Source organism: Kribbella sp. NBC_01510, from assembly GCF_045040325.1.
In the GTDB taxonomy this organism is placed as follows: Bacteria; Actinomycetota; Actinomycetes; order Propionibacteriales; family Kribbellaceae; genus Kribbella.
In genome coordinates, this window is sequence record NZ_CP109418.1 from 1,198,645 (window position 1) to 1,215,405 (window position 16,761).

Consider the following 16,761-nt stretch of genomic DNA (forward strand, 5'->3'; position numbering starts at 1 on the left):
CTGCCTCCATACCCTCAGGACGGCGATGGACCCGGGTTCGTTGCACACAGGACCCGGAACCCCTTCGCGCTGCCGATCCGCCGGCACGGATAGCCCTGCTCGGTCAGCCAGCGCTGCAGCGAATCGCCGCCGAGGTTCTTGCCGACGACGAACCATGCCACGCCGCCGGGGGCAAGCCGGGCCAGCCAGTGCAGCAGCATCTTGTGCAGCTCGGCCTTGCCGATGTGGATCGCCGGGTTCGACCAGATCTGGTCGAAGAGCACGTCAGCGGGTACGTCGTCCGGCAGCGCCGGGTGCACGCGATCACTCACGCCGGCCTTACCCGCGTTCTCCCCGGTCAGCTCCAGGGCCCGAGTGTTCACGTCCACTGCCCAAACCACTGCCTCGGGCGCTTCCACGGCCAGTGCACAGGCGATCGGCCCGTATCCGGTCCCCAGGTCGAGGAACGTACCCGTGCCGGTCGGCGGATCCACCTCGCGCAGCAACACCGCCGTACCGATGTCCAACCGGTCTCTGGAGAACACTCCGGTCGCGGTGGTGAACGTGTACTCGCGTCCCCAGATCCGGGCCTCGACAGTACGGCGTACGTCCGCGGAACCGGGCTCCGCCGAGAAGTAGTGGTCAGCCACGCTGGTGTACCTCTCCCCTGACCTGACGGGCCTGCAATGCCCGCGCGGCCAGCTCGTCATCGGCCGGGTAGCGCACTTCCTCCAGTGTGAGGCCGTGCGCGGGCAGCACCGACACAGCCGAGTCCCGGAGCTTGCCGGCCAGTACGGCGGCCGGCCAGTCGACGTCACGTCGTCCGTCACCCACCGGGATCATCGAACCCACCAGGGCCCGGACCATCGAGTGACAGAAGGCATCCGCGATCACTGTGCCCTCCAGCAGCCCGGGAGCCGTCCGCAGCCACGAGAACTCCAGCAGGGCCCGCACTGTGCTCGCACCCTCACGCTTCTTACAGAACGCCGCGAAGTCGTGCTCTCCGAGCAGATCGGCCGCGGCTGCGTTCATCCGAACCACATCCAGCGGGCGGCCCACTCGCAGCACGTGCCCACGGGTGAGCGGGTCCCAGCCGGCCGGGTCGTCGCAGAGGCGGTAGACATAGCGACGGGCCAGCGCGGAGAAGCGGGCGTCAAAGCCCTCTGGAGCCGCCGTGACAGCCGTGACAGCCACATCCTCGGGCAGGACGCCGTTCAGGCTTCTCAGGAGCCTCAGCGGCTCTACAGCGCCTTCGACGTCCACATGGGTGACCTGACCGCGAGCGTGTACGCCGGTGTCCGTGCGGCCGGCGCAGGTCACCACAGGAGTCTCCGGCAGCCGCAGTACGACGCGGAGGGTCTCCTCCAGCACACCCTGCACGGTCCGGAGGCCCTCCTGACGGGCCCAGCCGTGGAAGGCCGTTCCGTCGTATCTCAGGTCTATCCGCCAACGCACACGGCAATCTAACGCAACAGCGCCCCCTCACCGTGAAGTGAGGGGGCGCTGTCCAACAGCTGCTGTTACTTGTCCTCGGTCTTGGCGTCCTCGACGACGTCCTGGACGTCCTCCGTCGCGACGACGTCCTCGACCTTCTCGTCCTGAACGTCCTGGACCTTCTCGTCCTCGACGTCCTCGACGTCGTCGGCCTCGGCGACCGCCGGCTTCTCGGCGGCCTTCTTGGCCGGAGCCTTCTTGGCGGCGGTCTTCTTCGCCTTCGGCGAGTCGGCCAGTGCCTCGACCAGCTCGATCTTCACCATCGGCGCGTTGTCACCCTTGCGCGGGCCGAGCTTGGTGATCCGGGTGTAGCCGCCCGGACGGTCGGCGTACCGCTCGCCGATCTCGGTGAAGAGCACGTGCACGACGCTCTTGTCCTTGATCCGCTTCATCACCTGGCGGCGCGAGTTCAGGTCACCACGCTTCGCCTTGGTGATCATCGACTCCGCCAGCGGCTGCAGGCGCTTGGCCTTGGCCGCGGTGGTGGTGATGGCGCCGTGCTCGAACAGCGACGTCGCGAGGTTGCTGAGGATCAGCTTCTCGTGCGCCGGGCTGCCGCCCAGCCGGGCACCCTTGGTGGGGGTAGGCATCTCTTACTCCAGAAGGATTCAGGCCGATGGTGGCCCGGGGTGGGTGTCAGTACTGCTCGGTCTCGGCGAAGCTCTCGTCCTCGTCCTCGGCCTCGGTGCCGTAGGCCTCGGCGGCCGCACGCAGGTCGAAGCCAGGAGGCGAGTCCTTCAGCGACAGGCCCATCTCGGCCAGCTTCAGCTTGACCTCGTCGATCGACTTGGAGCCGAAGTTGCGGATGTCCAGCAGGTCCTGCTCGCTGCGCGAGATCAGCTCACCCACGGTGTGGATGCCCTCACGCTTGAGGCAGTTGTAGGAACGGACGGTCAGCTGCAGGTCCTCGACCGGCAGGGCCAGATCGGCGGCCATCTGCTCGTCCACCGGCGACGGGCCGATGTCGATGCCCTCGGCCTCGACGTTCAGCTCGCGGGCCAGGCCGAACAGCTCGACCAGCGTCTTACCGGCCGACGCGACGGCGTCGCGGGGCAGCATCGACGGCTTGGTCTCGACGTCGACCACGAGGCGGTCGAAGTCGGTGCGCTGCTCGACACGGGTCGCCTCGACCTTGTAGGTGACCTTGAGGACCGGCGAGTAGATCGAGTCGACCGGCATCCGGCCGATCTCGGCGTCGGCGGACTTGTTCTGGATCGCCGACACGTAACCGCGGCCCCGCTCGACGACCAGCTCCATCTCGAGCCGGCCCTTCTCGTTCAGGGTGGCGATCTTCAGGTCCGGGTTGTGCACCTCGACACCGGCCGGCGGCGCGATGTCGGCGGCGGTGACGTCACCGGGGCCCTGCTTGCGCAGGTACATGGTGACCGGCTCGTCGTGCTCGGACGAGACGACCAGGTCCTTCAGGTTCAGGATCAGCTGGGTGGCGTCTTCCTTGACCCCGGCAACCGTCGAGAACTCGTGCAGCACGCCGTCGACCTTGATGCTGGTCACGGCGGCGCCCGGGATGGACGACAGCAGGGTACGGCGGATGGAGTTGCCGAGGGTGTAGCCGAAGCCCGGCTCGAGCGGCTCGATCACGAACCGCGAGCGGTGCTCGCCGACAACCTCTTCGGTCAGGGTGGGGCGCTGCGCAATAAGCACTTCGTTCTTCTTTCTGGTTCCGCGACGACCACTATTTGAGGTCGCGAAGGGCCGAAGGACCGACCGTTTCCGGCCGGTGACCACAGGCCACCGGCCGGAGCAGGATCAGTTCTTCGAGTAGAGCTCGACGATCAGGTGCTCGGCGACCTGGGTGTCGATCTGCTGCCGGGTCGGCAGCTGGTGGACGAGGATGCGAAGCCGCTCGGGCATCACCTCGAGCCAGGCCGGGACGACGCGCTCGGAGTGCGCCTCCCGGGCGATGATGAACGGGGTCGTCTCGACCGACTTCGCCTTGACATCGATGATGTCGTGGGCGGCCACCCGGTACGACGGGATGTTCACCTTGACGCCGTTCACGGTGAAGTGACCGTGGACGACGAGCTGACGGGCCTGCCGACGGGTCCGGGCCAGGCCGCTGCGGTACACCACATTGTCCAGCCGGGACTCCAGGATGATCAGCAGGTTGTCGCCGGTCTTGCCGGAGCGCCGCGAGGCCTCCTCGTAGTACCGGCGGAACTGCTTCTCCAGGACGCCGTACGAGAAGCGGGCCTTCTGCTTCTCACGGAGCTGGAGCAGGTACTCGCTCTCCTTCGGGCGGCCGCGGCCGTGCATACCCGGCGGGTACGGACGGCGCTCGAACGCCTTGTCGCCACCGACGAGGTCGACCCCGAGACGGCGCGACTTCTTGGTCATCGGTCCGGTGTAACGGGCCATGGTTCGCTACCTTCCTCTCTCTGGGATCAGACCCGGCGCCGCTTCGGCGGGCGGCATCCGTTGTGTGCGGTCGGGGTGACGTCCTGGATGGTGCCGACCTCGAGGCCGACGGCACCCAGCGAACGGATCGCGGTCTCACGGCCGGAGCCGGGACCCTTCACGAACACGTCGATCTTGCGCATGCCGTGCTCCATCGCCCGGCGCCCAGCGGCCTCGGCGGCCATCTGCGCGGCGAACGGGGTGGACTTGCGCGACCCCTTGAAGCCGACGGTTCCCGCGGAAGCCCACGAGATGACCGCGCCGGTCGGGTCGGTGATCGTCACGATCGTGTTGTTGAACGTGCTCTTGATGTGCGCGTGGCCGGCGGCCACGTTCTTCTTCTCCTTGCGGCGCACCTTCTTCGCGCCGGCCGCGGTGCGGCTCTTGGGAGGCATAGGTCAGCTGCTCCTGGGGTGGTCGACGGTCATCCGGGTCATCACTTCTTCTTCTTGCCGGCGATCGCCTTGCGACGACCCTTGCGGCTACGGGCGTTGGTCCGCGTGCGCTGACCACGCACCGGGAGGCCGCTGCGGTGCCGGCGACCCTGGTACGACCCGATCTCGATCTTGCGGCGGATGTCCGCGGTCACCTCGCGACGGAGGTCACCTTCGATCTTGTAGTTGCCTTCGATGAAGTCCCGGAGCTTGACCAGTTCTTCGTCGCCCAGTTCGTGGACGCGCTTGTCACCGGAGATCCCGGTGGCTTCGAGCGTCTTCAGGGCGCGAGTACGACCTACACCGAAGATGTAGGTGAGAGCGACCTCGATGCGCTTGTCGCGCGGCAGGTCGACCCCTACGAGGCGTGCCATGTGGCGGTGTTCCTTTCGTCGGCAGAGGTGTGGTGGCGCGCCGCGTCCCCGCCCGCCTCGGTGAATTGCTCACCGGCAGGGCCCCGGCCTCTGTTCCGGGGGCAACGTCCAGCAGCGGTACATCCTGCTGCTGGACGAGCGTGCGCGCTGTGTGATGCGAAAGTGCTGTGTACTGCTCGAAAAGGCTTGGTCAGCCCTGCCGCTGCTTGTGCCGCGGGTTCTCGCAGATCACCATGACCCGGCCGTGACGGCGGATCACCTTGCACTTGTCGCAGATCTTCTTGACGCTCGGATTGACCTTCATCGAGCTACTTTCTTCGACAGGTGTTGGTGGTGGTCCTACTTGTACCGATAGACGATGCGACCCCGGGTGAGGTCGTACGGCGACAGCTCCACGACGACCCGGTCCTCGGGGAGGATCCGGATGTAGTGCTGCCTCATCTTGCCGCTGATGTGCGCGAGCACCTTGTGCCCATTGGACAGCTCAACACGGAACATCGCGTTCGGCAGGGCCTCCACGATGGTGCCCTCGAGTTCGATGACTCCCTCTTTTTTGGGCATGTCCTCGCACTTCTGTAGACGACGTACTGAAAAGGTGGGTACTACCGGCTCAGGCCCAGGCTCGAATGCCCTCCTGACACGAGGTCAGGCAGCCGCGGGCACAACGAGACAGAGGCTACAAAGAGCCAAGGAATGAGTGTACGCCACTCCCCCACGCGAAACCCAATCGAGACTCCGTACGCCGCCTTGGCAGCGCAATGGTGGTCACTGAGAGTGCATAGCGGCCCACTGTTCGCCTTCGCGCCAGAGTTGTTCGGGCATCAGGTCGAGCAGGTCGCAGGCCGCGTCGAGCTGGGCGAGGGCGGTGGTGGTGTCGCGGTAGGCCGGGAGGATCGCGACGAACCGCCGCCCTTCGCAGCTGAAGCCGAACGGCGCGACCTGGGCGAGCGCTTCGACAGCGCGCGGATGCAGCACCACCATCGCGTGGTCCTCGCGACCGTTGAACAGGCAGTAGCGACCGGGCAGCCCGTCGATGGTCATCGTCAGCGGCAGCAGACTCGCCGCCGCGACCTTGGCCAGCGACGCCGGCAGCACCTGCAGCGGTGGAAGCGGCCGGTCCACCTGCAGATCGAGGAAGTCGAAACCGAGCTCGCGACGTCCGACCTTGTGCTGGAACCGACCGGTCCAGAACTCACGGCCGCGGTGCCGGCCGGTGGTCACCTCCGTCACCTCGGCGGACGGGTCGGTGGAGAACGGCGGGAACGGCCAGTGCTCCTGCAACTCCGGCTCGGTGGCCTTGATCCGCCAGCCCATCTGGGTGGCCGCGTCGGCCCACGACTTCCGCAGCCGGCCATCGGCGATCCGCATCGAGACCGTGAACAGGATCAGTACCAGGAACCAGCCCAGCATCATCCAGCCGACCCAGCGCGGCTCCAGCAGCAGACCCACAACCACCAGCGGGATCGCCACGGCGAACCAGATCAGGTACACGAGAGCCGAGCCCCGCCGCAGCTGCCACGCCAGATCTGGGCGTAGACGCGGACCCGCGGGGCGACGGGTGACCGGGGCCGCTGTCAACGGCGCCTACCGAGGCCGCCCAGGGCGAAGATCGCCCACGGGATCAGCAGCCAGACCGGCCAGAAGTGCGGCCAGTGACCGCCGTTGCCGAGACCGATCACGAACCAGATCACCACGTTGATCATGACGACACCGGTGAAACCGCCGCCCAGCGCAGCGATCCCGTGCCGATGCGGACGGGCGTCCCTCTTCCGCTCCGGGAAGTCGCCCGGCTCGGGCGCGGGCTTGCTGTCCTGCACCACCGCGGGCGTCTGGTACGTCCGCACCGGCGGCAGGTCCCGCACGAGCGGCTCCAGCTCGCCGTACGTCTGGACGGCGTACAACTGGTCGAGGCGGGAGGAGAACTCGGGCTGATCCAGCCGGCCGTCCGCGAACGCGTCCCGCAGCCGGCCGGCGATCTTGTCCCGGTCGGCTTCGGTGAACCGCTGGTGCGGCTGGTACTGAGGCATGTCTCAAGTGTGCCTCAGCTGCGGTTCGCCTGCGTCCCCCGACGGGTGGACCCCCACTGTCCGTCGATCAGCTAGCGCACCGTCAGTCGGTCAGCGCGCCGCACTTGACGCCGAGCTCCGCCAGCTTCGCCTCGCCGCCGTCGAGCGCGGTCAGCACCCAGGGACCCTGCGGAGTGAGAGTGAACGTGTGCTCGGTGTGCGCGGCGGCCAGACCGTCGTCGGTGACGACCGTCCAGTCGTCCTCGAGCGTGTGGTTCTCCTGCTTGCCGAGCGTGAGCATCGGCTCGACCGCCAGCGCCATCCCCTCGACCAGCTTGGGGCCGCGGCCCGGGCGGCCGAAGTTCGGCACGTTCGGCGGCTGGTGCATCGCCGAGCCGATCCCGTGCCCGACGAAGTCCTCGACGATCCCGTACGACGAGGTCGCCCGGACGTGGGCCTCGACAGCGTGGGAGATGTCGGTGAGCCGGCCGCCGAGCTTCGCGGCGGCGAACCCACGCCACATCGACTCCGCGCAGATCCGGGCCAGCTCGAGCAGCTCGGCGCCGACCTCGCCGACCGGCACCGTGATCGCCGCGTCGCCGTGCCAGCCGTCGACGATCGCACCGCAGTCGATCGAGATCAGGTCGCCGTCGGCCAGCACCCGGCCACCGGGGATGCCGTGCACGATCTCGTCGTTCACCGACGCGCAGATCGAGCCGGTGAAGCCGTGGTAGCCCTTGAACGACGGGACCGCGCCAGAGGACCGGATGTGGTCCTCGGCGATCGCGTCCAGTTCGCCGGTGCTGATGCCGGCCCGGACCTCGCCGCGCAGCAGTTCCAGCGTGCGGCCGACGACCAAGCCGGCCGCCCGCATCGAAAGGATCTGTTCGCGGGTCTTGATCTCGATCCCGCGGTCTCTGAACATCACAGCCCGCGCTTACTCCGTGATCGTCTTCAGGGCGGCGAGCACGCGCTCGCTCACCTCGTCGATCTCGCCGACTCCGTCCACCTCTACCAGCAGGCCGCGCTGGGCGTACACCCGCAGCAGCGGCTTGGTCTCAGCGGTGTAGACGTCCTGCCGGTGCCGGACGACCTCTTCGGAGTCGTCCGTCCGGCCGTCGGTCTGGGCGCGCTTGAGCATCCGGCTGACCAGCACGTTGATGTCGGCGACCAGCGCCACCACCGCGTCCAGCTTGTGGCCGTGGTCGGCCACGATGTCGTCCAGCGTGCCCACCTGGGCCAGCGTCCGCGGGTAGCCGTCGAGCAGGAAACCCTCGCCCGCGTCGGCCTCGGACAACCGGTCCCGCACCATTGCGTTGGTGACCTCGTCCGGGACGTAGTCACCGGCGTCCATGTAGCGCTTCGCCTCGAGCCCGAGCGGCGTCTCGTCCTTGACGTTCGCACGGAAGATGTCGCCGGTGGACACGGCCGGGATATTCAGGCGTTCCGCAAGCACCTTTGCCTGCGTGCCCTTGCCCGCCCCGGGCGGACCCATCAGCAACATTCTCATCAGCGCAGGAACCCTTCGTAGTTTCGCTGCTGCAGCTGACTCTCGATCTGCTTCACCGTGTCCAGTCCGACGCCGACCATGATCAGGATCGACGTACCACCGAACGGGAAGTTCTGGTTCGCGTTCAGCAGGACGAGCGCGACCAGCGGGATCATCGAGATCGCCGCGAGGTAGAGCGCTCCTGGCAGCGTGATACGGGACAGCACGTAGCCCAGGTACTCCTCGGTCGGCCGTCCCGCCCGGATCCCGGGGATGAAGCCGCCGTACTTCTTCATGTTGTCTGCAACTTCCTTCGGATTGAAGGTAATCGAGACGTAGAAATACGTGAAGAAGATGATCAGGGCGACGTACGTCACCATGTAGATCGGGTGGTCACCCTTGACCAGGTTGCCCTGGATCCAGTTGGCCCAGCCCTTGCCTTGCTGGAACTGGCTCAGCAACACCGGTAGATAGAGCAGGCTCGAGGCGAAGATCACCGGGATCACACCGGCCTGGTTGACCTTCAGCGGGATGTACGTCGAGGTGCCGCCGAACATCTTCCGGCCGACCATCCGTTTGGCGTACTGCACCGGGATCCGGCGCTGCGCCTGTTCGATGAAGATGACCGCGGCCATGATCACCAGGCCGATGATGATCACCACCAGGAAGGTGGCGATGCCCTTCTGCTTGCGGATGTTCCACAGCTGGGTCGGGAAGGTGGCGACGATCTGGGTGAAGATCAGGATCGACATGCCGTTGCCGACGCCACGGTCGGTGATCAGCTCGCCCAGCCACATGATCACGCCGGTACCGGCGGTCATGGTGAGCACGATCACCATGACTGTGAACCAGTCGTCCTTGTACAGCAGCGGCTCGTTGCAGCCCTGGAACAGCCGGCCCGGCGTCCGGGCCAGCGCCACGAACGCGGTCGACTGCAGGATCGCCAGCCCGACGGTGAGGAACCGGGTGTACTGGGTGATCTTGGCCTGCCCCGCCTGGCCTTCCTTCTTCAGCGACTCCAGCCGCGGGATCACCACGGTGAGTAGCTGCAGGATGATGCTGGCGGTGATGTACGGCATGATGCCGAGCGCGAAGATCGCGAGCTGCAGCAGCGCGCCGCCGGAGAACAGGTTGATCAGGTTGTAGAGGTTCGCGTTCGCACCGCCCTGGGACACCTTGATACAGGTGTGCAGCGACTGGACGTTCACGCCCGGTGCCGGCACGACCGAGCCGAGCCGGAAGATCACGACAATGAAGAGCACGAACAAGATCTTCCGGCGCAGGTCCGGAGTCTTGAACGCGTTGGCAAAGGCGCCTAACACCCTGTCCTCCCACATGTTTCCTCTGCCCCGGGCAGGGCAGGGGCCTAGCAAAGCAGCTGGGCAAGAGACGAACCAGGGCTCGTCCGACCGGCGCAGGATATCAAGCGCCGTACCGGTCGAGCCCTGGACCTCGTCACACCTCGGTGATGGTCCCCCCGGCCGCCTGGATCTTGTCCTGGGCGGACTTGGAGAACTTGTGCACCGAAACCTGCAGTGCCACGGTCAGTTCGCCGTCACCCAGCACCTTCACCGGCTGACCACGACGGACCGCACCCTTGGCGACCAGTTCGGCTACGCCGACCTCGCCACCGTCGGGGAACAGTTGTCCGAGCTTGTCCAGGTTAACGACCTGGAACTCCACCCGGTTCCTGCTCTTGAAGCCCTTCAGCTTCGGGAGCCGCATGTGCAGCGGCATCTGGCCACCCTCGAACCACTCGGGGATGTTGTTGCGCGCCTTGCTGCCCTTGGTACCGCGGCCGGCCGTCTTGCCCTTGCTGCCCTCACCACGACCCACGCGGGTCTTGGCGGTCTTGGCACCGGGCGCCGGACGCAGGTGATGAACCTTCAGCGCCATGTCAGTCGACCTCCTCGACGGTGATGAGGTGGCGAACCGCACGCACCATGCCGCGAACCTCGGGCTTGTCCTCGTGGACGGCGGTGTCGCCGATCCGCTTGACGCCCAGGGTGCGCAGCGTGTCGCGCTGGTTCTGCTTGCCACTGATGCCGGAACGGGTCTGGGTCACCTTCAGGCGTGCCATCAGGAGGCCACCTCCGCCCGCGCCTTCAGCAGTGCCGCCGGGGCGACCTGCTCGACCGTCAGGCCACGGCGCGCGGCCACGGCCTCCGGGGTCTCCAGGCTGCGCAGCGCCGCCACCGTGGCGTGCACCACGTTGATGGCGTTGGACGAACCCAGCGACTTGCTGAGGATGTCGTGGATCCCGGCGCACTCCAGTACGGCGCGTGCCGAGCCACCCGCGATCACACCGGTACCGGGAGCGGCCGGACGCAGCATGACAACGCCTGCGGCCTTCTCGCCCTGGACCGGGTGCGGGATGGTGCCCTGGATCCGCGGCACCTTGAAGAACGCCTTCTTGGCCTCCTCGACACCCTTGGCGATCGCCGCGGGCACCTCCTTGGCCTTGCCGTAACCCACACCGACGGTGCCTTCACCGTCGCCGACGACCACGAGGGCGGTGAAGCTGAAGCGACGACCACCCTTCACGACCTTGGCGACACGGTTGATGGCTACCACACGCTCGATGTAGGCGGTCTTGTCGGCTGCCGCACCACGACCACCGTCGCGGTTACGGCGCTCACCACCGGCGCCGCCTCCGCGACGCTGCTGGCCTCCGCTCATTTCGAGTTACCTTCTTCCCTTGTCGCCATCAGAAGCCGAGCCCGCCCTCGCGAGCGGCGTCGGCCAGGGCCGCGATGCGGCCGTGGTACTTGTTCCCGGCCCGGTCGAAGACGACCGAGTCGATGCCGGCGGCCTTGGCCCGGTCGGCGATCAGGCCGCCCACCGTCTTGGCCTTGTCGGTCTTGTTCGCCTCCGCGCCACGCAGGTCGGCCTCCATGGTGGAGGCGGACGCCAGCGTCTTGCCGGCCACGTCGTCGATGACCTGAACGAACAGGTGCCGCGACGACTTGGTGACCACCAGCCGCGGCCGGTCGGCCGTGCCGTTGATCTTCTTCCGGACCCGGATCTGGCGACGCAGCCGTGACGCCGTCTTCTTGGCGGAGTGCTTGTGCGGACGCAGTCCGATCGCCATGGTTACTTACCAGCCTTTCCGACCTTGCGGCGCACCTGCTCGCCGGCGTACCGCACACCCTTGCCCTTGTACGGCTCGGGCTTGCGCAGCTTGCGGATGTTGGCGGCGACCTCGCCGACCGACTGCTTGTCGATGCCCTGCACCGAGAAGCGGGTCGGCGCCTCGACCACGAAGGTGATGCCCTCCGGGGCGTCGACCGTGATCGTGTGGCTGTACCCGAGCGAGAACTCCAGCTGGGTCGGTCCCTTGGACAGGACGCGGTACCCGACGCCGACGATCTCGAGCTTCTTCTCGTAGCCGTCCGTCACGCCGGTCACCAGGTTGGCGATCAGGGTGCGGGACAGGCCGTGCAGTTCCTTGCTCTTGCGCTGGTCGTCGGGGCGGGACACCGCGATGGTGCCGTCCTCGTCCCGGTTGACCGCGATGGGCTCAGCCACGACGTGCGAGAGCTGACCCTTGGGACCCTTCACGGTGACCGTCTGGCCGTCGATCGTGACGTCGACGCCGGACGGGACCGAGATCGGGAGCTTACCGATGCGAGACATGAGAGTGGTCCTCCTTCCGGTTCTTCGTCACCAGACGTAGGCGAGGACTTCCCCGCCGACGCCCTTGTGCTTGGCCTGACGGTCGGTCAGCAGTCCCTGGGACGTCGAGATGATCGCGACACCCAGTCCGCCGAGGACCTTGGGCAGGTTGGTCGACTTCGCGTAGACCCGCAGGCCCGGCTTGCTGATCCGGCGAACACCCGCGATGGAGCGCTCCCGGCTCGGGCCGAACTTGAGGTCGACGACCAGGGTCTTGCCGACGGCGCCCTCTTTGGGCTCCTCGACCTTGTAGGAGGAGATGTAACCCTCCTGCTGGAGAATGTCGGCGATGCCCTGCTTGATCTTGCTGTACGGCATCGTGGTCGACTCGTGGTACGCCTGATTGGCGTTCCGCAGACGCGTCAACATGTCTGCGATCGGGTCGGTCATCGTCATGGCCTGGGGCCTCTTTCCCGCCGTGGTTTCGCCGGCCGGCGACCTACGGTGACTAGATGGTGAATAGGGAGAAGTTCGGAGGTGGAGACGGTCACCAGCTGGACTTGGTCACGCCGGGCAGCTCGCCCCGGTGCGCCATCTCCCGCAGGCAGATCCGGCACAGGCCGAACTTGCGGAAGACCGCCTTCGGCCGGCCGCAGCGCTGGCAGCGGGTGTAACCGCGCACCGCGAACTTCGGCTTCCGGGCCTGCTTGACCTTGAGTGCTGTCTTCGCCACGTCAGTTCTCCTTGAACGGGAAACCGAGCTGCCGCAGCAGGGCCCGGCCCTCGTCGTCGTTCTTCGCGGTGGTCACCACGGTGATGTCCATGCCCCGGACCCGGTCGATGCGGTCCTGGTTGATCTCGTGGAACATCACCTGCTCGGTCAGACCGAAGGTGTAGTTCCCAGTGCCGTCGAACTGCTTCGGGGACAGGCCGCGGAAGTCGCGGATCCGGGGCAGCGCGAGCGCCAGCAGCCGGTCCAGGAACTCCCACATCCGGTCGCCGCGCAGCGTCACGTGGGCGCCGATCGGCATCCCCTCGCGCAGCTTGAACTGCGCGATCGACTTGCGGGCCTTGGTCACCTGCGGCTTCTGCCCGGTGATCGCGGCCAGGTCCTTGACCGCGCCCTCGATCAGCTTCGAGTCGCGCGCCGCCTCGCCGACGCCCATGTTCACCACGATCTTGGTGAGGCCGGGCACCTGCATGACGTTGTCGAACTGGAACTGCTCCTGCAGCTTGCCGACGATCTCCTCGCGGTACGTCGTCTTCAGCCGCGGCTGGATCCTGGTCTCGCTCACTGCGGTGGTCATCAGATCTCCTCGCCGGTACGCCGCGCGATCCGGACGCTCCGGAAACCGGTGTACGTCGAGCCGTCGGGGCGCCGCTTCTGCACCTCGACGCGGTTGTAGCCGACGCGGGTGGTCACCTTCTGCTTCTTGCCGTCCTTGTCGACCTCGACCAGAAGCATCACGTTCGAGACGTGGATCGGGGCTTCCTGGGTGACGATGCCACCGGTGGTGCCGCCGCGCTGGGCCTGCTGCACCTTGGTGTGCTTCTTGACCCGGTTCACGCCCTCGACGATGACCTTCTCGGCGTCGGGCAGGACCTGGATGATCTTGCCCTCGAGGCCCTTGGACTTACCGGCGATCACGCGGACCTGATCGCCCTTCTTCACGTGCAGTTTCCTCTGCGCCATCTCAGAGCACCTCCGGGGCGAGCGAGATGATCTTCATGAAGCGCTTCTCCCGCAGCTCCCGGCCGACCGGCCCGAAGATACGGGTGCCCCGGGGCTCGCCGTCGGCCTTCAGGATCACCGCGGCGTTCTCGTCGAAGCGGATGTAGGAGCCGTCCGGACGCCGGCGCTCCTTCACGGTCCGCACGACGACCGCCTTGACGACGTCACCCTTCTTCACACCACCGCCGGGGATCGCGTCCTTGACGGTGGCGACGATCGTGTCACCGACACCGGCGTAGCGCCGACCGGAGCCACCGAGAACGCGGATGCACAAGATCTCCTTGGCACCCGTGTTGTCGGCGACCTTCAGTCGCGACTCCTGCTGGATCATCTGTTGATCTCCTGGTTGTCTCGCTGGTTCTCACAAGCTGTGAGCCTTGCGGAACGAATGATTTCGATTGGTTGCCGGTCTGGGACCGGAACTACTACTTGGCCTTCTCGAGGATCTCGACGACGCGCCAGCGCTTGGTCGCCGACAGCGGCCGGGTCTCCATCAGGAGGACGCGGTCGCCGATACCGGCGGCGTTCTGCTCGTCGTGCGCCTTCAGCTTGCTGGTGCGCCGGATGACCTTGCCGTAGAGCTTGTGCTTGACCCGGTCCTCGACCTCGACCGTGACGGTCTTGTCCATCTTGTCGCTCAGCACCAGGCCCTCTTTGGTCTTCCGGCGGCCTCGCGTCTCGGTGGTGGTCGTGCTCACGGTCTCGTCCTTCGCGTTCTCGGTCATGCCTTCGCCTCGGCCTTCTCGCTGTCGTCCGCCTCGTCGGTCTCGACCTCGGGCGTGGCGTCAGCCGCCTCGACCGTTTCCTCGACCTCGTCGGTGATGCCGAGCGCCCGCTCGGTCAGCACCGTGTAGATGCGGGCGATGTCCTTGCGAACGGCGCGCAGCCGGCCGTGGGACTCCAGCTGACCCGTAGCAGCCTGGAACCGGAGGTTGAACAGCTCCTCCTTGGCTTCACCGAGCTTCGACATCAGCTCGTCCTTGCCGAGATTGCGCAGTTCGGCTGCGGTCACGGTGGTAGCCATCAGTTCTCACCTGCCTCTCGGGAGATGAAGCGGCACTTCATCGGCAACTTGTGAATCGCGCGGCGCATGGCCTCGCGAGCGATGTCCTCCGGTACGCCGGAGAGCTCGAACAGCACGCGGCCGGCCTTCACGTTGGCGATCCACCACTCCGGCGAACCCTTACCGGAACCCATCCGGGTCTCGGCCGGCTTCTTGGTCAGCGGACGGTCCGGGTAGATGTTGATCCACACCTTGCCGCCACGCTTGATGTGCCGGGTCATCGCGATACGCGCGGCCTCGATCTGCCGGTTGGTGACGTAGTGGTTCTCCAGCGCCTGGATACCGAAGTCACCGAACGCCAGCGTGGTACCGCCCTTGGCCGCGCCGGAGCGCTTCGGGTGGTGCTGCTTGCGGTGCTTGACCTTGCGGGGGATGAGCACGGTTCAGCTCTCCGTTCCGGTCGTCTCGGCCGGCTTCTCGGCCGCCGGAGCGGCGTCGGCCTTCGGAGCCTCGTTCCGGGCGCCGCCGTCGCGACGGTCGTCACGACGACCGCCACGGTCACCACCGCGACCACCACGGTCGCCGCGGTCGCCGCGGTCGCCACCGTCACGGCGGGCCGGACGGCCACGCTGCTGGGTAGCGGCGCGGGCAGCGGCCTGCGCCTCGCGCTCCGCGCGGGTGCCGGCGACGTCGCCCTTGTAGATCCAGACCTTCACGCCGATCCGGCCGAAGGTCGTGCGGGCCTCGTAGAAGCCGTAGTCGATGTCCGCGCGGAGCGTGTGCAGCGGCACCCGGCCCTCGCGGTAGAACTCGGACCGCGACATCTCCGCGCCACCGAGCCGGCCGGAGCACTGGATCCGGATGCCCAGGGCGCCGCCACGCATGGTGGTCTGCATCGCCTTGCGCATCGCGCGGCGGAACGCCACGCGGCCGGACAGCTGCTCGGCCACGCCCTGCGCGACCAGCTGGGCGTCGACCTCGGCGTTCTTCACCTCGAGGATGTTCAGCTGCACCTGCTTGCCGGTGAGCTCCTCCAGGCTGCCCCGGATCCGGTCCGCCTCGGCGCCACGGCGACCGATGACGATGCCCGGACGGGCGGTGTGGATGTCGACCCGGACCCGGTCACGGGTGCGCTCGATCTCCACGCGGGAGATGCCGGCGCGCTCCATGCCCTTGCTCAGCAGGCGGCGGATCTTGACGTCCTCGCCCACGTAGTCCTTGTACAGCTTGTCGGCGTACCAGCGGCTCTTGTGATCGGTGCTGATGCCGAGACGGAACCCGTGCGGGTTTACCTTCTGTCCCACAGTCAGGACTCCTTCTTCTCAGCGGTGGCCTTCTTGGCGGCCGACTTCTTGGCGGTCGCCTTCTTGGCCGGCTTCTCGGCGGCCTCGGCCTGGTCGGCCGCGGCCTTCTTCGCCGGCGCCTTCTTGGCCGTGTCCGCCTTCTTGGCGGACTTCTTCGCCGGAGCCGGGTTCTTCTCGACCGGCTCGTCCTCGACCCGCGGCGCGACCACGACGGTGATGTGGCTGGTCCGCTTGTCGATCCGGGTGGCCCGGCCCTGGGCACGCGGGCGGTGACGCTTCAGCGTCGGACCCTCGTCCACCAGGACCTTCGCCACGACCAGGTCGGCCCGGCTCAGGTGCTCGGTGCCCTCGGCGTTCGCCGCGGCGCTGTCGACGACCTTGTACACGGTCGCGGCAGCGGCCTGCGGGGCGAACTTCAGAGTGGCGAGTGCGTCGTCGACGCCCAGACCGCGCACCAGGTCGCCCACGCGGCGCGCCTTCATCGGCGTCACGCGGACGAAGCGCGCGACCGCGAAGGCCCCGGGCTCGTCGCCCAGCAGGCTCTCGCGACGGGCACTGACGGCCCTACGCTCTTGAACGCTCATGATGTTCGAATCTCTCCGTAGGTTGCTATCGCTTCGTCACTGACACGCGGTCAGCGACGCCGTGACTTCCGGTCGTCCTTCTCGTGACCCTTGAACGTCCGGGTCGGGGCGAACTCGCCGAGCTTGTGCCCGACCATCGCGTCCGTCACGAACACCGGCACGTGCTTGCGGCCGTCGTGCACCGCAATCGTGTGGCCGATCATGTCCGGCACGATCATCGATCGGCGGGACCAGGTCTTGATGACGTTCTTGGTGCCCTTCTCGTTCTGCACCTCCACCTTCTTGGCCAGGTGGTGGTCGACGAACGGGCCCTTCTTCAGGCTGCGTGGCAT

The 16,761-nt window shown here is 67.1% G+C and carries 30 protein-coding genes; all 30 read right to left on the reverse strand.

Features of this window, described 5'->3' with window-relative positions:
• Positions 1-14: 14 nt before the first annotated feature.
• Positions 15-629, reverse strand: a complete 615-nt coding sequence (locus OG558_RS05820) for a class I SAM-dependent methyltransferase (protein ID WP_405069301.1) — start codon at positions 627-629, stop codon at positions 15-17.
• Entirely contained in the window at positions 622-1,434 is an 813-nt protein-coding gene (gene truA / locus OG558_RS05825; protein WP_405069302.1) for a tRNA pseudouridine(38-40) synthase TruA, read from the reverse strand. Before truA ends, OG558_RS05820 begins: the two co-directional genes overlap by 8 nt.
• A gap of 65 nt (positions 1,435-1,499) precedes the next feature.
• Entirely contained in the window at positions 1,500-2,063 is a 564-nt protein-coding gene (gene rplQ / locus OG558_RS05830; protein WP_329482136.1) for a 50S ribosomal protein L17, read from the reverse strand.
• Positions 2,064-2,109: 46 nt separating this feature from the next.
• Entirely contained in the window at positions 2,110-3,135 is a 1,026-nt protein-coding gene (locus OG558_RS05835) for a DNA-directed RNA polymerase subunit alpha (RefSeq protein WP_131360975.1), read from the reverse strand.
• Between the two features lie 105 nt (positions 3,136-3,240).
• Positions 3,241-3,849, reverse strand: coding sequence for a 30S ribosomal protein S4 (gene rpsD / locus OG558_RS05840; protein ID WP_329482137.1), 609 nt, complete (start codon positions 3,847-3,849; stop codon positions 3,241-3,243).
• 26 nt (positions 3,850-3,875) lie between these two features.
• Positions 3,876-4,283, reverse strand: a complete 408-nt coding sequence (gene rpsK, locus OG558_RS05845) for a 30S ribosomal protein S11 (protein WP_012923659.1) — start codon at positions 4,281-4,283, stop codon at positions 3,876-3,878.
• Positions 4,284-4,324: 41 nt separating this feature from the next.
• Positions 4,325-4,696 carry a 30S ribosomal protein S13 gene (gene rpsM, locus OG558_RS05850; RefSeq protein ID WP_020388083.1) on the reverse strand — a complete coding sequence of 124 codons (372 nt, stop codon included), beginning with the start codon at positions 4,694-4,696 and terminating at the stop codon, positions 4,325-4,327.
• Positions 4,697-4,886: 190 nt separating this feature from the next.
• Positions 4,887-5,000, reverse strand: a complete 114-nt coding sequence (gene rpmJ / locus OG558_RS05855) for a 50S ribosomal protein L36 (RefSeq protein ID WP_008361054.1) — start codon at positions 4,998-5,000, stop codon at positions 4,887-4,889.
• A gap of 35 nt (positions 5,001-5,035) precedes the next feature.
• Positions 5,036-5,257, reverse strand: a complete 222-nt coding sequence (infA, locus tag OG558_RS05860; RefSeq protein ID WP_012923661.1) for a translation initiation factor IF-1 — start codon at positions 5,255-5,257, stop codon at positions 5,036-5,038.
• Between the two features lie 204 nt (positions 5,258-5,461).
• Positions 5,462-6,187, reverse strand: a complete 726-nt coding sequence (locus OG558_RS05865) for a hypothetical protein (protein WP_329482138.1) — start codon at positions 6,185-6,187, stop codon at positions 5,462-5,464.
• 83 nt (positions 6,188-6,270) lie between these two features.
• Complete coding sequence (locus tag OG558_RS05870; RefSeq protein WP_405069303.1) at positions 6,271-6,723, reverse strand: DUF1707 domain-containing protein; 453 nt, start codon at positions 6,721-6,723, stop codon at positions 6,271-6,273.
• 82 nt (positions 6,724-6,805) lie between these two features.
• Entirely contained in the window at positions 6,806-7,627 is an 822-nt protein-coding gene (gene map / locus OG558_RS05875) for a type I methionyl aminopeptidase (RefSeq protein ID WP_405072112.1), read from the reverse strand.
• A gap of 12 nt (positions 7,628-7,639) precedes the next feature.
• A complete protein-coding gene (locus OG558_RS05880; protein WP_405069304.1) occupies positions 7,640-8,212 on the reverse strand; it encodes an adenylate kinase in 573 nt (190 codons plus the stop codon).
• Positions 8,212-9,513: a preprotein translocase subunit SecY gene (gene secY / locus OG558_RS05885; RefSeq protein WP_329482142.1), complete on the reverse strand. Its 1,302-nt coding sequence runs from the start codon at positions 9,511-9,513 to the stop codon at positions 8,212-8,214. Before secY ends, OG558_RS05880 begins: the two co-directional genes overlap by 1 nt.
• A gap of 133 nt (positions 9,514-9,646) precedes the next feature.
• A complete protein-coding gene (gene rplO, locus OG558_RS05890; RefSeq protein WP_329482144.1) occupies positions 9,647-10,087 on the reverse strand; it encodes a 50S ribosomal protein L15 in 441 nt (146 codons plus the stop codon).
• 1 nt (position 10,088) lies between these two features.
• Positions 10,089-10,271 carry a 50S ribosomal protein L30 gene (gene rpmD / locus OG558_RS05895; RefSeq protein ID WP_329482145.1) on the reverse strand — a complete coding sequence of 61 codons (183 nt, stop codon included), beginning with the start codon at positions 10,269-10,271 and terminating at the stop codon, positions 10,089-10,091.
• Entirely contained in the window at positions 10,271-10,870 is a 600-nt protein-coding gene (gene rpsE / locus OG558_RS05900) for a 30S ribosomal protein S5 (RefSeq protein WP_328526125.1), read from the reverse strand. Before rpsE ends, rpmD begins: the two co-directional genes overlap by 1 nt.
• A gap of 28 nt (positions 10,871-10,898) precedes the next feature.
• Entirely contained in the window at positions 10,899-11,282 is a 384-nt protein-coding gene (gene rplR / locus OG558_RS05905) for a 50S ribosomal protein L18 (RefSeq protein ID WP_131360993.1), read from the reverse strand.
• Between the two features lie 2 nt (positions 11,283-11,284).
• Positions 11,285-11,827, reverse strand: coding sequence for a 50S ribosomal protein L6 (rplF, locus tag OG558_RS05910; protein ID WP_328526124.1), 543 nt, complete (start codon positions 11,825-11,827; stop codon positions 11,285-11,287).
• Between the two features lie 27 nt (positions 11,828-11,854).
• Positions 11,855-12,262 (reverse strand): 30S ribosomal protein S8, encoded by a 408-nt coding sequence (gene rpsH, locus OG558_RS05915; RefSeq protein WP_405069305.1) that lies wholly within the window; start codon positions 12,260-12,262, stop codon positions 11,855-11,857.
• A gap of 91 nt (positions 12,263-12,353) precedes the next feature.
• Positions 12,354-12,539 carry a type Z 30S ribosomal protein S14 gene (locus OG558_RS05920; RefSeq protein ID WP_012923674.1) on the reverse strand — a complete coding sequence of 62 codons (186 nt, stop codon included), beginning with the start codon at positions 12,537-12,539 and terminating at the stop codon, positions 12,354-12,356.
• A gap of 1 nt (position 12,540) precedes the next feature.
• A complete protein-coding gene (gene rplE / locus OG558_RS05925) occupies positions 12,541-13,113 on the reverse strand; it encodes a 50S ribosomal protein L5 (RefSeq protein ID WP_405069306.1) in 573 nt (190 codons plus the stop codon).
• A complete protein-coding gene (gene rplX / locus OG558_RS05930) occupies positions 13,113-13,499 on the reverse strand; it encodes a 50S ribosomal protein L24 (RefSeq protein ID WP_328526121.1) in 387 nt (128 codons plus the stop codon). The genes rplE and rplX overlap by 1 nt, the downstream gene beginning before the upstream one ends.
• A gap of 1 nt (position 13,500) precedes the next feature.
• The gene (rplN, locus tag OG558_RS05935) at positions 13,501-13,869 is read right to left on the reverse strand and encodes a 50S ribosomal protein L14 (protein ID WP_012923677.1); all 369 of its coding nucleotides are present in this window, start codon (positions 13,867-13,869) and stop codon (positions 13,501-13,503) included.
• Between the two features lie 94 nt (positions 13,870-13,963).
• Positions 13,964-14,263, reverse strand: coding sequence for a 30S ribosomal protein S17 (rpsQ, locus tag OG558_RS05940; RefSeq protein WP_329482146.1), 300 nt, complete (start codon positions 14,261-14,263; stop codon positions 13,964-13,966).
• The gene (gene rpmC / locus OG558_RS05945) at positions 14,260-14,562 is read right to left on the reverse strand and encodes a 50S ribosomal protein L29 (protein WP_329482147.1); all 303 of its coding nucleotides are present in this window, start codon (positions 14,560-14,562) and stop codon (positions 14,260-14,262) included. The genes rpsQ and rpmC overlap by 4 nt, the downstream gene beginning before the upstream one ends.
• A complete protein-coding gene (gene rplP / locus OG558_RS05950) occupies positions 14,562-14,981 on the reverse strand; it encodes a 50S ribosomal protein L16 (RefSeq protein WP_134107178.1) in 420 nt (139 codons plus the stop codon). Before rplP ends, rpmC begins: the two co-directional genes overlap by 1 nt.
• A 3-nt stretch (positions 14,982-14,984) precedes the next feature.
• The gene (gene rpsC, locus OG558_RS05955; RefSeq protein ID WP_405069307.1) at positions 14,985-15,845 is read right to left on the reverse strand and encodes a 30S ribosomal protein S3; all 861 of its coding nucleotides are present in this window, start codon (positions 15,843-15,845) and stop codon (positions 14,985-14,987) included.
• 2 nt (positions 15,846-15,847) lie between these two features.
• A complete protein-coding gene (gene rplV, locus OG558_RS05960) occupies positions 15,848-16,429 on the reverse strand; it encodes a 50S ribosomal protein L22 (RefSeq protein WP_405069308.1) in 582 nt (193 codons plus the stop codon).
• A 50-nt stretch (positions 16,430-16,479) separates the two neighbouring features.
• Positions 16,480-16,761: a 30S ribosomal protein S19 gene (rpsS, locus tag OG558_RS05965; protein WP_130441496.1), complete on the reverse strand. Its 282-nt coding sequence runs from the start codon at positions 16,759-16,761 to the stop codon at positions 16,480-16,482.

Bases quoted from the DNA above. Each gene is read 5' to 3' on its own strand.
- OG558_RS05880 (WP_405069304.1), bottom strand. From the start codon at position 8,212: ATGAGAATGTTGCTGATGGGTCCGCCCGGGGCGGGCAAGGGCACGCAG.
- rpmJ (WP_008361054.1), bottom strand. From the start codon at position 5,000: ATGAAGGTCAATCCGAGCGTCAAGAAGATCTGCGACAAGTGCAAGGTG.
- rplN (WP_012923677.1), bottom strand. From the start codon at position 13,869: ATGATCCAGCAGGAGTCGCGACTGAAGGTCGCCGACAACACGGGTGCC.
- rpsE (WP_328526125.1), bottom strand. From the start codon at position 10,870: ATGAGCGGAGGCCAGCAGCGTCGCGGAGGCGGCGCCGGTGGTGAGCGC.
- rpsQ (WP_329482146.1), bottom strand. From the start codon at position 14,263: ATGACCGAGAACGCGAAGGACGAGACCGTGAGCACGACCACCACCGAG.
- rplV (WP_405069308.1), bottom strand. From the start codon at position 16,429: ATGAGCGTTCAAGAGCGTAGGGCCGTCAGTGCCCGTCGCGAGAGCCTG.
- rplQ (WP_329482136.1), bottom strand. From the start codon at position 2,063: ATGCCTACCCCCACCAAGGGTGCCCGGCTGGGCGGCAGCCCGGCGCAC.
- OG558_RS05870 (WP_405069303.1), bottom strand. From the start codon at position 6,723: ATGCCTCAGTACCAGCCGCACCAGCGGTTCACCGAAGCCGACCGGGAC.
- rplR (WP_131360993.1), bottom strand. From the start codon at position 11,282: ATGGCGATCGGACTGCGTCCGCACAAGCACTCCGCCAAGAAGACGGCG.
- rpmD (WP_329482145.1), bottom strand. From the start codon at position 10,271: ATGGCACGCCTGAAGGTGACCCAGACCCGTTCCGGCATCAGTGGCAAG.
- rpsM (WP_020388083.1), bottom strand. From the start codon at position 4,696: ATGGCACGCCTCGTAGGGGTCGACCTGCCGCGCGACAAGCGCATCGAG.
- infA (WP_012923661.1), bottom strand. From the start codon at position 5,257: ATGCCCAAAAAAGAGGGAGTCATCGAACTCGAGGGCACCATCGTGGAG.
- rplE (WP_405069306.1), bottom strand. From the start codon at position 13,113: ATGACCACCGCAGTGAGCGAGACCAGGATCCAGCCGCGGCTGAAGACG.
- rpmC (WP_329482147.1), bottom strand. From the start codon at position 14,562: ATGGCTACCACCGTGACCGCAGCCGAACTGCGCAATCTCGGCAAGGAC.
- rpsS (WP_130441496.1), bottom strand. From the start codon at position 16,761: ATGCCACGCAGCCTGAAGAAGGGCCCGTTCGTCGACCACCACCTGGCC.
- rplO (WP_329482144.1), bottom strand. From the start codon at position 10,087: ATGGCGCTGAAGGTTCATCACCTGCGTCCGGCGCCCGGTGCCAAGACC.
- rpsH (WP_405069305.1), bottom strand. From the start codon at position 12,262: ATGACGATGACCGACCCGATCGCAGACATGTTGACGCGTCTGCGGAAC.
- rplX (WP_328526121.1), bottom strand. From the start codon at position 13,499: ATGGCGCAGAGGAAACTGCACGTGAAGAAGGGCGATCAGGTCCGCGTG.
- rplF (WP_328526124.1), bottom strand. From the start codon at position 11,827: ATGTCTCGCATCGGTAAGCTCCCGATCTCGGTCCCGTCCGGCGTCGAC.
- map (WP_405072112.1), bottom strand. From the start codon at position 7,627: ATGTTCAGAGACCGCGGGATCGAGATCAAGACCCGCGAACAGATCCTT.
- rpsK (WP_012923659.1), bottom strand. From the start codon at position 4,283: ATGCCTCCCAAGAGCCGCACCGCGGCCGGCGCGAAGAAGGTGCGCCGC.
- rpsD (WP_329482137.1), bottom strand. From the start codon at position 3,849: ATGGCCCGTTACACCGGACCGATGACCAAGAAGTCGCGCCGTCTCGGG.